The organism is Pseudomonas folii (assembly GCF_014357575.1).
In the GTDB taxonomy this organism is placed as follows: domain Bacteria; phylum Pseudomonadota; class Gammaproteobacteria; order Pseudomonadales; family Pseudomonadaceae; genus Aquipseudomonas; species Aquipseudomonas folii.
On sequence record NZ_JACONW010000003.1, the window covers coordinates 1 to 13,222 of the forward strand.

The 13,222-nt window shown below is 57.1% G+C and carries 14 protein-coding genes; 10 read left to right on the top strand and 4 right to left on the bottom strand.

All coding sequences use genetic code 11. The features are described from left to right. Positions 1–1,029 precede the first annotated feature (1,029 nt). A complete protein-coding gene (locus tag H8S59_RS01215; RefSeq protein WP_095100757.1) occupies positions 1,030–1,974 on the bottom strand; it encodes a LysR family transcriptional regulator in 945 nt (314 codons plus the stop codon). Positions 1,975–2,248: 274 nt separating this feature from the next. On the opposite strand from H8S59_RS01215, the gene H8S59_RS01220 reads away from it, so the two are divergent. The 4 genes from H8S59_RS01220 to aldA are packed head-to-tail and all read left to right on the top strand — an operon-like array spanning position 2,249 to position 7,047. Further along, the gene (locus tag H8S59_RS01220; protein WP_187520188.1) at positions 2,249–3,547 is read left to right on the top strand and encodes an MFS transporter; all 1,299 of its coding nucleotides are present in this window, start codon (positions 2,249–2,251) and stop codon (positions 3,545–3,547) included. Positions 3,548–3,564: 17 nt separating this feature from the next. Then, entirely contained in the window at positions 3,565–4,749 is a 1,185-nt protein-coding gene (gene rhmD, locus H8S59_RS01225) for an L-rhamnonate dehydratase (protein ID WP_095100761.1), read from the top strand. Between the two features lie 45 nt (positions 4,750–4,794). Next, complete coding sequence (locus H8S59_RS01230; RefSeq protein ID WP_187520189.1) at positions 4,795–5,595, top strand: HpcH/HpaI aldolase family protein; 801 nt, start codon at positions 4,795–4,797, stop codon at positions 5,593–5,595. Positions 5,596–5,613: 18 nt separating this feature from the next. Then, positions 5,614–7,047, top strand: coding sequence for an aldehyde dehydrogenase (aldA, locus tag H8S59_RS01235; RefSeq protein WP_187520190.1), 1,434 nt, complete (start codon positions 5,614–5,616; stop codon positions 7,045–7,047). Between the two features lie 73 nt (positions 7,048–7,120). On the opposite strand, the gene H8S59_RS01240 is transcribed toward aldA, so the two are convergent. After that, positions 7,121–7,972, bottom strand: coding sequence for a LysR family transcriptional regulator (locus H8S59_RS01240; protein ID WP_187520191.1), 852 nt, complete (start codon positions 7,970–7,972; stop codon positions 7,121–7,123). 98 nt (positions 7,973–8,070) lie between these two features. Between H8S59_RS01240 and H8S59_RS01245 the strand changes: the two genes are divergently transcribed. From H8S59_RS01245 to arsH, 5 genes are all read left to right on the top strand, one after another. Then, positions 8,071–8,463, top strand: a complete 393-nt coding sequence (locus tag H8S59_RS01245) for a cupin domain-containing protein (RefSeq protein ID WP_187520192.1) — start codon at positions 8,071–8,073, stop codon at positions 8,461–8,463. A gap of 217 nt (positions 8,464–8,680) precedes the next feature. Next, complete coding sequence (locus tag H8S59_RS01250; protein WP_187520193.1) at positions 8,681–9,031, top strand: metalloregulator ArsR/SmtB family transcription factor; 351 nt, start codon at positions 8,681–8,683, stop codon at positions 9,029–9,031. Between the two features lie 23 nt (positions 9,032–9,054). Continuing rightward, the gene (locus H8S59_RS01255; RefSeq protein WP_187520194.1) at positions 9,055–10,344 is read left to right on the top strand and encodes an arsenic transporter; all 1,290 of its coding nucleotides are present in this window, start codon (positions 9,055–9,057) and stop codon (positions 10,342–10,344) included. 9 nt (positions 10,345–10,353) lie between these two features. Next, positions 10,354–10,824, top strand: a complete 471-nt coding sequence (locus H8S59_RS01260) for an arsenate reductase ArsC (protein WP_187520195.1) — start codon at positions 10,354–10,356, stop codon at positions 10,822–10,824. Continuing rightward, on the top strand, positions 10,824–11,558 hold the full coding sequence (gene arsH, locus H8S59_RS01265; protein WP_187520196.1) for an arsenical resistance protein ArsH: 735 nt from the start codon (positions 10,824–10,826) through the stop codon (positions 11,556–11,558). Before H8S59_RS01260 ends, arsH begins: the two co-directional genes overlap by 1 nt. 54 nt (positions 11,559–11,612) lie before the next feature. Here the strand turns inward: arsH and H8S59_RS01270 are convergent, their stop codons facing one another. After that, positions 11,613–12,098 (bottom strand): isochorismatase family protein, encoded by a 486-nt coding sequence (locus tag H8S59_RS01270; RefSeq protein WP_187520264.1) that lies wholly within the window; start codon positions 12,096–12,098, stop codon positions 11,613–11,615. Positions 12,099–12,268: 170 nt separating this feature from the next. Here H8S59_RS01270 and H8S59_RS01275 point away from each other — a divergent pair, with 170 nt between their 5' ends. Beyond that, on the top strand, positions 12,269–12,427 hold the full coding sequence (locus H8S59_RS01275) for a DUF2986 domain-containing protein (RefSeq protein ID WP_187520197.1): 159 nt from the start codon (positions 12,269–12,271) through the stop codon (positions 12,425–12,427). A 95-nt stretch (positions 12,428–12,522) separates the two neighbouring features. Here the strand turns inward: H8S59_RS01275 and H8S59_RS01280 are convergent, their stop codons facing one another. After that, entirely contained in the window at positions 12,523–13,149 is a 627-nt protein-coding gene (locus tag H8S59_RS01280; protein WP_095100774.1) for a glutathione S-transferase family protein, read from the bottom strand. Positions 13,150–13,222: the final 73 nt, after the last annotated feature.

Sequence of the window (13,222 nt, forward strand, 5' to 3'; positions counted from 1 at the left end):
GAGTCAGGTAGGAGGCAACTTGTTGGCGAGAAGGCTTGATGCGGTCATTCAGGTCTATCGTCTCGCGAACAAGTTCGCTCCTACCGATTGGTACCGAGTCAGGTAGGAGGCAACTTGTTGGCGAGAAGGCCTGATGCGGTCATTCAGGTCAATCGTTTCGCGAACAAGTTCGCTCCTACCGATTGGCGCCGAGTCAGGTAGGAGGCAACTTGTTGGCGAGAAGGCTTGATGCGGTCATTCAGGTCTATCGTCTCGCGAACAAGTTCGCTCCTACCGATTGGCACCGAGTCAGCTAGGAGGCAACTTGTTGGCGAGAAGGCTTGATGCGGTCATTCAGGTCTATCGTCTCGCGAACAAGTTCGCTCCTACCGATTGGCGCCGAGTCAGGTAGGAGGCAACTTGTTGGCGAGAAGGCTTGATGCGGTCATTCAGGTCTATCGTCTCGCGAACAAGTTCGCTCCTACCGATTGGCACCGAGTCAGGTAGGAGGCAACTTGTTGGCGAGAAGGCTTGATGCGGTCATTCAGGTCTATCGTCTCGCGAACAAGTTCGCTCCTACCGATTGGCACCGAGTCAGGCAGGAGGCAACTTGTTGGCGAGAAGGCTTGATGCGGTCATTCAGGTCTATCGTTTCGCGAACAAGTTCGCTCCTACCGATTGGCGCCGAGTCAGGTAGGAGGCAACTTGTTGGCGAGAAGGCTTGATGCGGTCATTCAGGTCAATCGTTTCGCGAACAAGTTCGCTCCTACCCATTGGCGCCGAGTCAGGTAGGAGGCAACTTGTTGGCGAGAAGGCTTGATGCGGTCATTCAGGTCTATTGTCTCGCGAACAAGTTCGCTCCTACCGATTGGCGCCGAGTCAGGTAGGAGGCAACTTGTTGGCGAGAAGGCTTGATGCGGTCATTCAGGTCTATCGTCTCGCGAACGAGTTCGCTCCTACCGATTGGCACCGAGTCAGGTAGGAGGCAACTTGTTGGCGAGAAGGCTTGATGCGGTCATTCAGGAAATGCGTTTCAAATTTAATGCCGCATCACGACGTCTCGCGCGCCCGTTTACGCAGCAAATCAATGAAGTGCTGCAGCTCGCGACTGACCGGTTCGCCTTTACGGCGTAGCAAGCCGAACGGAGCCATCTGCGCATCCAGCGTGACCGGCAGCGCCTTGACCAGGCCCATCTTCAGATAGTCCCGCATGGCCGACTCCGACAGCACCATCAGGGCGTCGGTCAGTTGCACCAATTGCTGCATGGAATACACCGAACTGCACTCGATGATATCGGCCGGTATCGGCAGTTCAAGCTTCTGCAGCGCCTGCTCGATAGCGATGCGGGCCGGGCTGGTTTCGGGTTGCAGGATCCACGGCCAGTCCCTGACCAGTTCTGCCCATTCCAGTTTGCGCCGCCGGGCCAATGGATGCCCGCTGTGCACCACGGCAATCAGCCGCTCGTTGCCTAAGGGCTCGAACTCGTATTGCTCACGATCGGTGATGAGGTTGCGACGGGTGACCGCGATGTCGACACGGCCCTGTTCGAGCAACTGGACCACCTGATCGCTGGTATCGCCCATGATCCGGATGCGCAGTTGCGGATTAAGCCCTTTGATTTCGGCGACGGCGTTCATCACCAGATCCGGCGCCGCGCCCATGATGGTGCCAATGGACAAATACCCGTAACCACCCTGCTTGCGCACGGCAATATCGGCGGCGCAACGATCCAGACCACTCAATGCTGCCTCGGCAAAACGCAATAGCTCACGGCCCAACGCGGTCGGGCGCATGCCCCGTGGCAACCGCTCGAACAGCTCGCAGCCGAACATGTCTTCAATTTCCTGAAGCATGCGGGTTGCCGCCGGTTGAGACATGCTCATGCTCAATGACGCGCGGTGCAGATTGAGGCTGGAGCCGAGCACCACCAACATCTGCAGATGCTTGTAACGCAGTCGGCCAAACAGGTGGTGGGGAGACCGATCAACACTCATGCAGCCCTCAGCAATCGATAACTTTAAGGTATCGACTATAAGCTTAATTCGATTAGTCACGCATCCCAGTCAAGCAGTAGAGTCCTCAGCACAAGAAAACAACACCCACCGAGGTGAATACAATGAAACGCTCTGCTGCCCTCTTTTTGCCCCTCGCTTACAGCCGTCTCGCTCCGCAAGCCAGCTCTTCACCTGCATGCTGTTGAGGCACAACGCGCCCCTTCACCTGCTTTGAAAATTTACGCAGTCAAATAATTCCAAAAAGGAAACTGACGTGAACACTCTACCCGCGACTTTACTGCGCAAGGTCTCCTGGCGGCTGCTGCCGTTTCTGTTGCTGATGTACATCATGGCGTTTCTTGATCGTGCCAACGTCGGTTTTGCCAAGCAGGCATTCCAGGCGGACACCGGCATCAGCGATGCCGCCTTTGCGTTTGGTGCAGGCGTTTTCTTCGCCGGTTACGCGTTGCTGGAAGTGCCCAGCAACCTGATCATGCACAAGGTCGGCGCTCGCCTCTGGATGTGCCGGATCATGGTGACCTGGGGTCTTGTCTCCGCCGCCATGATGTTCGCTCACAACGAAACCACGTTCTACATCCTGCGCTTTCTACTCGGCGTGGCTGAGGCCGGTTTCTTTCCGGGCGTGATTCTGTACCTCACCTACTGGTTCCCCAGTGCATCACGGGGCAAGGCCATGGGTTTCTTCTATTTCGGTGCACCACTGGCCTTTATCTTCGGCAGCCCGTTGTCTGGCTTGTTGCTTGAACTGGACGGTTTCATGGGCACCCACGGCTGGCAGTGGCTGTTCGCGGTCGAAGGATTGATGGCCAGCGTGGTCGGTGTCTGGGCCTATTTCTATCTCGACAACCGCCCTGCTGACGCCAAATGGCTTACCCCTCAAGAACGCAGCCAGCTACAAGCCGTGCTGGATGCCGAGGACAGCCAAAAGCAGTCCCATGGCAGCCTGCTGAAAATCCTTTGTCAGCCTGCGGTCCTGTATTTGTGCCTGATCTATCTGCTGATTCAGGCCAGCGTTTACGGCGTGGTGTTCTACCTGCCGAGCCAGGTTGCAGGCTTGCTGGGCACCAAGGTCGGCTTGATGGTTGGTCTGGTCAGCGCCGTTCCATGGATATGTGCCTTGCTGGCCGCGTGGAAAATCCCCGGCATTGCCGATCGTACCGGCCAGCGCCGTACGGTTGCCGCGTTGACTCTCGTGGTTTCGGGACTGGGAATCGCTGCCTCGGTGACCTTCTCCAGTCCGCTGCTCGGCATCCTCGCCCTGTGCTTCGCCGCCTCGGGTTTCATCGCGGTACAGCCGGTGTTCTGGACGTTCCCCGGTAGCTTCCTGGCAGGTGCCGCCGCAGCCGGTGCCATCGCGCTGATCAACTCTTTCGGCGCACTGGGCGGGTTCATTGCGCCCATCCTGAAGAACTGGGCGGAAGCCTCCTTCCACTCTCCGGCAGCAGGCTTGTACGTGCTGGCCTTTACCACACTCATTGCAGCAGCCCTGATCATGGGCATTCGCCCGCCAAGTCAGGCTGTCCCTCGTAAGCAACCGACCTTTCAAGTCTGACCAGGAGGAATTACATCATGGCCATTCCAACCATCAAACATGTTCGCGCCTTTGTCCTGCGCGGCGGTGGCGCTGACTATCACGATCAGGGCGACGGTCACTGGATCGACGACCACATTGCTACACCGATGAGCAAATACCCGGAGTACCGTCAGAGCCGTCGCAGTTTTGGTATCAATGTTCTCGGTACTCTCGTTGTTGAGGTCGAGGACTCGGAAGGCAATATCGGTTTTGCCGTGACCACTGGCGGCGAACCGGCGGCCTATATCGTCGAGAAACACCTGGCGCGTTTTGTCGAAGGCGCGAAGGTCACTGACATCGAGCGTATCTGGGATCAGATGTACTTCTCCTCCCAGTATTACGGGCGCAAAGGCTTGGTGATCAACACGATTTCCGGCATTGACCTGGCGCTCTGGGACTTGCTGGGTAAGGTGCGCAAAGAACCCGTGCACCAGTTGCTCGGCGGTGCAGTGCGTGACGAACTACAGTTCTATGCCACCGGCGCCCGCCCGGACCTTGCGCAAAAGATGGGTTTTATCGGCGGCAAGCTGCCCCTGCATCACGGCCCGGCCGAGGGCGAAGAAGGCCTGCGCAAAAATCTCGAGGCGCTGGCCGTCATGCGTGAACGCGTCGGCAAAGACTTCTGGCTGATGCTCGATTGCTGGATGAGCCTGGACCTCAACTACGCTACACGTCTGGCTCAGGGTGCCCACGAGTTTGGTCTGAAATGGATCGAAGAAGCCCTGTCACCTGACGATTACTGGGGCTACGCCGCGCTCAAAAAAGCTGTTCCACCCGGCATGCTGGTCACCACCGGCGAACATGAAGCAACACGCTGGGGCTTCCGGATGCTGCTGGAAATGGGTTGCTGCGACATCATTCAGCCAGACGTTGGCTGGTGTGGTGGTATCACTGAGCTGATCAAGATTTCGGCACTGGCCGACGCTCACAGCGCGATGGTCGTACCCCACGGCTCGTCCGTTTACAGCTATCACTTTGTTGCCACCCGCACCAACAGTCCGTTCGCCGAATTCCTGATGATGGCGCCCAAAGCGGATGAAGTTGTGCCTATGTTTCACCCGCAACTGCTGGGCGAACCGGTACCGGAAAACGGTCGCATGCGGATTTCGAAGCTCGACCAACCAGGCTTTGGCGTCACGCTGAACCCTGAATGCCAACTGCACCGCCCTTACCAGCACTGAATCAGTTAACCCTGGATGTCGGGTTTGGCTCGACAGGAGTCCACGATGAAAATGCCACGCAACGGCTTCAAGGCTGCCTTGGCCAAAGGTGAGCCGCAATACGGTATCTGGGCAGGATTTGCCACGGGATACGGCGCTGAAATCACCGCCAGCTTCGGCTATGACTGGATGCTGATCGACGGTGAGCACGCGCCCAATACCGTGCCTTCGATACTTGCCCAATTACAGGCAGTCGCGCCCTACTCCACAGCGCCCATCGTGCGTGCCGTCAGTCACGACCCGGTGCTGATCAAACAGTTGCTGGATATCGGCACCCAGACCCTGATGATCCCCATGGTCGAAACCGCTGAGCAGGCCCGTGCTCTGGTGCAAGCCACCCGTTATCCGCCCCATGGCATTCGTGGCGTCGGAGGCGGTTTGACCCGTGCTACTCGCTGGGATGGCGTGCCGGACTACATCAATACGGCCCATGAAGAGCTTTGTCTGATCGTGCAGGTCGAGTCGCGAGCAGGCGTCGATAACGTCGCTGAAATCGCTGCAGTGGAAGGCGTAGATGCGGTGTTCATCGGCCCCGCTGACCTGTCCACCGGGCTAGGCCATATCGGCAATCCATCACACCCCGAAGTACAGGAAAAAATCCGCCATGCCATTGATGCCACCCTCGCCGCCGGCAAGGTCAGTGGGATTCTGGCTCCGGCCGAAGAGGATGCCCGCCGCTATCAGAGCTGGGGCTGTCAGTTCATCGCAGTGGCTATCGACATCAGCCTGATGCGCCAGGCCGCACTCAGCAATCTGGCGCGCTATCGCGACACCTCCGAACAACGCCCGGCCTCACGCACCTATTGATTGCAAAGGAGCCCGAACATGTCTTCAGTACCGGTTTACGAAAACTATATAAACGGCGAATTCGTCCAGAGTGCCGAGCACTTTGACGTGCTCAACCCGGCAACTGGCGCCGTGCTTGCCAGAGTCCCGGCCTCGGATGCCGACCAAGTGGATCATGCGCTGGCCGCGGCACGCTCGGCCCAGTCCGCATGGGCAAAACGTCCGGCCAACGAGCGCGCAGGTTATCTGCGCAAGATCGCCAGCAAACTGCGTGAAAACGTCGCCCACCTCGCCCGCACTATTACCCTGGAGCAAGGCAAGATCTATGGGTTGGCCGAAGTGGAGGTCAACTTTACCGCGGACTACCTCGACTATATGGCCGAGTGGGCACGGCGCATTGAAGGTGAAATCATCACCAGTGATCGTCCTGGCGAGAACATCTTCATGTTTCGCAAACCGCTGGGCGTCGTAGCGGGCATCTTGCCGTGGAACTTCCCGTTTTTCCTGATCGCCCGCAAGATGGCTCCCGCATTGGTTACGGGCAATACCATCGTGATCAAGCCAAGCGAAGAAACACCCAACAACTGCTTTGAGTTTGCCCGTCTTGTCGCGGAAACCGACCTCCCTGCGGGCGTGTTCAACGTGGTCTGCGGCGATGGCCGAGTCGGAGCGGCACTGACCTCACATCAGCAAGTGGACATGATCAGCTTCACCGGCAGCGTCGAAACCGGCGCACGAATCATGAGCGCCGCGGCCCCCAACATCACCAAACTCAACCTTGAGCTGGGCGGCAAAGCCCCCGCCATCGTCCTGGCCGATGCCGATCTGGAACTGGCCGTCAAAGCCATTCGCGACTCGCGGATCATCAACACCGGCCAAGTGTGCAACTGCGCTGAGCGGGTGTACGTTGAGCGCGGTGTTGCTGATGAATTCATCGACCGGATCAGCGCCGCCATGGCCGCGACGCTTTACGGCGATCCAATGGCCGACAGCTCGGTAGAAATGGGCCCGCTGATCAACCGACAAGGCCTGGAAAGCGTCGCCGCCAAAGTCAAAAAAGCCCAGGCACAAGGCGCCAACCTGATCACTGGCGGCAACATCGCCGATCTCGGCCAGGGCTTCCACTTCCAGCCAACGGTACTGACCGGCTGCAGCGCCAACATGGAGATCATGCGCAAAGAGATATTCGGCCCGGTGCTGCCCATCCAGATTGTCGACGATCTTGATGAAGCCATCGCCCTGGCCAATGACTGCGAATACGGCCTGACGTCATCGCTGTATACCCGGGACCTGAGCAAAGCCATGTACGCCATCCGCGAAATCGACTTCGGTGAAACCTATATCAATCGAGAGAACTTCGAGGCCATGCAGGGCTTCCATGCCGGCGTCAGAAAGTCCGGCGTGGGCGGTGCCGATGGCAAGCATGGCTTGTATGAATACACCCATACCCATGTTGTCTATCTCCAGGCTTGAAGGTCTTTTGGGGCTTGCTCATAAGGCTTAGCAGCCCCCGCTTTACCCTCTGAGGCAGCCTGTAAAGCGCCCTCTAACGGTAATGTTGGCGAATCGCCTCCCCCATTTCCAACGCACCGCGACTCGCATTCGGCGAGACGTAAAGCTCGATTGCGAACTCTGGCAGCATGGGCAATCCGGACTCTACTCCAATCTCCTCAAGGCCATCGGGCACCAGCGAGCGTAGCCACGGTGTCAGGGCCAGACCGCTGCGAACAGTTGATAACGTGGTGTCGACCGAAGCATTTTCGAATACAACGCGCCAACTGATGTGCGATTCCATCAGCAATGCAAACACGGTTTTTCGAAACGTACAGGTTGGCGTCACGAAGCATAACGGTAAAGGCCGTTGGCACAGCAACTCATCCGAGGTGCTCAACCATACCAATGGGTCTATATAAAGCCGCTCCCCGACACCTTCGCTTGCAGGACACTGACGCAAAGTAAGGTCAACAAGGCCCTTCGCGAAATCATTCATCAGATCGATGGACGAGCCCGTCACGATTGTGACCTCTACGTCCGGATGGCTATGGGCGTAGCTTTTGAGGATGGGTGCAAAATGCGCCCCGGCCATGTCGTAAGGCACACCAACCCGCACGCTTCGGGTGCCGACCATCCCGGTCATGTCCAGGTATAGGCTGTCGCTGTGATCAAGTAGGCGCCTGGCTTTGGGCAGAAAGTCTGTCCCTCGTTCTGTTAGTTGTGTTCCACCAGGATCACGCACCAGCAACGTGCAATTGAAAAAGCTCTCAAGGCGTTTGATCTGCTGGCTGATCCCGCCTTGGGTAAGGTGCAGTTGTCGCGCTGCTGCGCTGATGCTGCCTGTATCGGCAACTACAACAAACGTACGGATCAGAGTGAGATCGATAGTGCGAAGTCTGGACATGGGGGCCATTACAAAAATTAATGCCCCCATTATAAACATTCGATATGGCCAGTCATCTCACCGACGTAAATTGACGCTCCCTCACCGGAGTCAGAACCATGATCCCAAGCGGTAATACCATCAACATCGAATCAGCCCTGGCCCAAGTCAGCGACTACTGGTCTCCGCAGGTCATCGGCCAGGTTAACGACCAGTACATCAAGGTTGCGAAGCTGAAAGGCGAATTGATGTGGCATGCCCATGCAGACGAAGACGAGATGTTCATGGTGGTCTATGGGACCCTGAAAATTCAGCTGGAGGACCGCGACGTCATCCTCGGGCCGGGTGAGTTCTGCATCATCCCCAAGCAGGTCAGGCATAACCCAGTGGCTGAAGATGAGTGCGGAATCATGCTGATTGAAACGGTCACGACACGGCATACAGGTGATGAAATCAGCGCCAGAACCGTACCCATCGAAAGGCAGTTGAAGCAGGATTATTCAGGTACATGATCACTAACTCTCGGTGCTCGCGCGCTCCTGCAGGTCACGTGTTCGTTACGTGACAGTAAGGTGTGAAAGACACCGTATCTGCGTTTCAAGTGAAAGCAGCCATCGCCATACCGGCGAATCAGGTCATCAACAGTCGCGCCGGATTACATAGTTTGTGAAATAAGATCAAGCATGATTATATCTGGATATTCGAATCTCCAAATAAGCATTGATCACTATGAATATTGCGCCTCACACACTCTTCAAATGCCTGGGAGACGAAACCCGCGCCCGGATCATGCTCATGCTTTGCGCAGAAGGTGAGCTCTGTGTGTGCGAGTTGATCTGGGCGCTGGACGACAACCAATCGAAAGTTTCCCGCCACCTCGCACAACTACGCGCCTGTGGATTACTGGCAGATCGCAGGCAAGGTCAGTGGGTTTACTACCGGCTGCATCCGGAGCTTGAGCGGTGGGCACTGGATGTTTTGAAAGTGACAACAGAGGCGCACCCGGGTTGGGTTCAAGACCATCAGGGACGGCTGGCGTCCATGGAAGGCAGGCCCGTGCGCACCGCTTCCTGCTGCTGACCCTCTGATCTGGAACGAAACCAATGCTCATTGCTGCATCGATTTTTATATTTACGCTCTTGCTCGTAATCTGGCAGCCCAGAGGCCTGGGCGTTGGCTGGAGCGCGGCAGCGGGTGCCCTTCTCGCATTACTGACGGGGGTCGTCAGTCTGGAGGATGTGCCCTCCGTGTGGAGCATCGTCTGGAATGCCACCGCGACCTTCATTGCCGTGATCATCATCAGTCTGTTACTCGATGAAGCGGGCTTCTTCAAATGGGCAGCGCTTCACGTTGCGCGATGGGGTGGCGGCAAAGGCAGCCGCCTGTTTGCACTGATGATTCTGCTTGGTGCGGCGGTCTCTGCCCTGTTTGCCAACGATGGCGCAGCACTCATCCTGACCCCTATCGTAATCGCGATGCTGACGGCGTTGCGCTTCAGCCCCGCGTCCACCCTGGCATTCGTGATGGCCGCAGGGTTCATTGCCGATACAGCCAGCCTGCCCATGGTGGTCTCCAATCTGGTAAACATTGTCTCCGCTGACTTTTTTGCCGTGGGTTTCGGTGAGTACGCGTCAATCATGTGGCCGGTGAATCTCGTCGCAGTCGCGGCCACCCTGCTCATGCTCTGGCTGTTTTATCGAAAGGACATCCCCGCCCGGTACGACGCCGATCAACTTGAGATCCCTGAGGCCGCTATTCGTGACAGGGCGACGTTCCTGGCAGGCTGGTGGGTGCTCGGCCTGCTGCTGATTGGTCTGTTCGCGCTGGAGCCTCTGGGCATTCCCATCAGTGCCGTCGCTGCAGCGTGTGCAGTGATCCTTCTGGTGATCGCGGGCAGAGGCCACATCATCTCCACGAGAAAGGTCATCAAGCATGCGCCTTGGCAAATCGTCGTGTTCTCTCTGGGGATGTATCTGGTGGTCTATGGCCTTCGCAATGCGGGGCTGACCAACTCCCTCTCGGCCCTGTTGAACCTGTTTGCCGAGCAGGGTGTGTGGGCCGCGACCCTGGGCACCGGCCTCATCGCGGCGCTGCTGTCGTCGATCATGAACAACATGCCGAGCGTGCTCATTGGTGCCCTGTCGATCCAGGGCAGCGAGGCCACAGGACTGGTGCGCGAAGCAATGATCTACGCCAACGTCATCGGTTGCGATCTCGGCCCGAAGATCACGCCTATCGGAAGCCTGGCCACACTGTTGTGGCTTCACGTTCTGGCGCAGAAAAATATCCGTATCACGTGGGGCTATTACTTCAAAGTCGGCAGCATCCTGACCCTTCCCATCTTGCTGATCACACTGGCGGCGCTAGCTATGCGGCTGAGCATCCCTGTCTAGGAGCAATCAATGAAAGTGCTATTCATGTGTACGGCGAACAGTTGTCGGAGCGTTCTCTCGGAAGGCTTGTTTAACCAGATGGCGCCAGAAGGTTTTACGGCGGTCAGTTCGGGGAGTTTCCCCAGCGGACAACTGAATCCTCGTGCGTTGAGCACGCTGCAAGGGTTGGGTATCGATACCTCGGCCCTCTACAGCAAAGGCTTTGAGGTTTTTTCTGACGCATCACCGGATATCGTGATCACCGTGTGTGACAAGGCAGGAGGCGAGCCTTGCCCGGTCTTCTTCGGGCCAGCGATCAAAAGCCACTGGGGCCTTGCCGATCCGTCAGATGTGATAGGCACAGACAGCGAAATACAGGCGGCGTTTGACGCAACAGTCGCCCAGATCAGAAAACGTTTTGAGGCTTTTTTTAAACTGGATCATTCCGCGCTCACCCCGGTGGAACTCAAGCGCGAGCTAGATCGTATAGGTGAACTGTAATGGACGAACGTGCCTCGCAGAGTCATCCGGACCTGCCCAATCTGGATCTGGCGCTGATCGATGTCCCGACCGTCGAACGGCTCCAGAGTAGCGACCAGCCGACCCACAAGCCTCGTATCTTGTTGCTGTACGGCTCCACCCGTGAACGCTCCTTCAGCAGGTTACTGACGCAGGAAGCTGCGCGCATTCTGATGCTGATGGGAGCCGACGCCGTCATCTTTGACCCGTCAGGCCTGCCGCTGCCCGATGACGCCCCAGAAGACCATCCGAAGGTCAAGGAACTGCGGGATTTGGTGCTGTGGTCTGAGGGGCAAGTCTGGTGTTCGCCGGAACGCCACGGGGCAATGTCTTCGGTGTTCAAAGCCCAAATCGACTGGATTCCTCTGACGATGGGGGCTGTAAGACCGAGCCAGGGGAAAACCCTCGCCGTGATGCAGGTCTGCGGCGGCTCACAGTCGTTTAACACGGTCAATCAACTGCGGATACTCGGGCGCTGGATGCGGATGATCACCATCCCTAACCAATCTTCCGTCCCCAAGGCTTTTCTTGAGTTTGACGACGCAGGGCGTATGAAGCCATCCGCCTACTATGATCGCGTCGTCGACGTGATGGAGGAGCTGATGAAGTTCACGCTGATGATCAGGGGACGGGAAACGTATCTGGTCGACCGCTATTCGGAGCGCAAGGAGAGCGCCGAAACACTCTCACAACGGGTTAATCAGCGATCTGTTTGAGCCCGTCTTCTCACCGGTTCAAGCCCAGTATTCGTGAGCTGATTACCCATAGCTTCAAACTCGAACATCCAGCTCGGCAATCACTTCGGCGCGCGTAGTGACCTGGCGAAAGTGATGCTTCCAGAGATTGATCCCTGATTGACCGGACCTGTCCAGCGATGAACCCACTGTCAGGTCAGTAATCAACGTAGGGGTCAGCCCCGCATCGAAGAGTGCAAAGCCTGCGGCGAGCACGCAGGTTTCGGTCTGCATGCCACAGACCAGCACCCGTTCAACACCGAGCTGTTTGATGAACTCGATCGTTTCAGCTGTTTGCCCGTAACCATGCTTTACAAACACCTTGTCGGCCTCGATCAGGCTCTCGTCCTCAGCGGCTGGGTGCCAACCGAGCTGTCGATCAAACGGAGTGACCTGTTCATCATGGAGTTCGACGGACGCGATTGTGAAAATCCTCGCTGATAACGCCCGCGCACCATCGACCAGCCACTCGGGCGGACTGAATGTAGACTGGATATCAACGATGAGTAAAACCTGTCGCATGAGCTTATTCCGGCCACGGTTTGAAGGCGCGGAGTATATCGTTCCACGCGCCGGATGGCGGCTTTGCGCCAGATAGAGGATCATGGTCAGCGCGATACAGCTACAGCGCCAATGGAATCGCTTTTAGCATTCAGGGCGAATCATTCAAGAATCACACGCTGAGCAGAAACATGAACCGCCAGAAAAAACTACAGCAGCTATTCAAGGCAAAAGCCAAAAAGGCCAGTGCCAAACTGGCACCCAAAAAGCCTAAATACATCAGCAAGGCTGACCGGCTGAAGCTTGACGCTGAACCTGATCAGGAAGTCGGCGCGCCTTCCGAAGGCTGACAGATTGCTGCGAGAGCGGGGGTTGATCATGCATCCAGCTCCGTGATCAACCCACACTTGACCGACCGGCTCTAAGTCAGCCAGCAACTTGACGGTTACTTTGCAAACACATATTCACCGCCCTGCTCCAGCGCCTTGCGATACGCAGGCCTTTCCTGGAAACGTTGTACCCACGCCGCCACATTCGGGTACGGCTGCAACTTGCCCTGCGCCTTGGCAAACTCGCCGATGAAGCTCATCTGGATATCCGCACCGGTCAATTCTTCACCCACCAGAAACGGGGTCAGACCCAGGGCATCGTTCAGATAGCCCAGATAATTGGCCACTTCCGATTCAATACGCGGATGCAGCGGCGAACCGGCCTCACCCAGGCGACCTACGTACAAATTGAGCATCAACGGCAGCATCGCCGAACCTTCAGCAAAGTGCAGCCATTGCACGTATTCATCGTAAGTAGCGGTTGCCGGGTCCGGCTGCAGACGACCCTCGCCATGGCGGCGGATCAGGTAATCGACAATAGCGCCGGACTCGATGATCACGTGGGGACCATCTTCTATCACCGGGGATTTACCCAGCGCGTTAATGGCCTTGAGCTCAGGTGGCGCGAGGTTGGTTTTCGGATCGCGCTCATATCGCTTGATTTCGTATGGCAGGTCGAGTTCTTCGAGCAGCCATAGAATCCGCTGGGACCGCGAGTTGTTGAGGTGATGGACGGTGATCATGAAAGCTCCGCTGGTGGAGTGGGATGTCTAGAAAAGACTACCGCGTCGTCGCGGAGTGCCCTGAATTTAATTG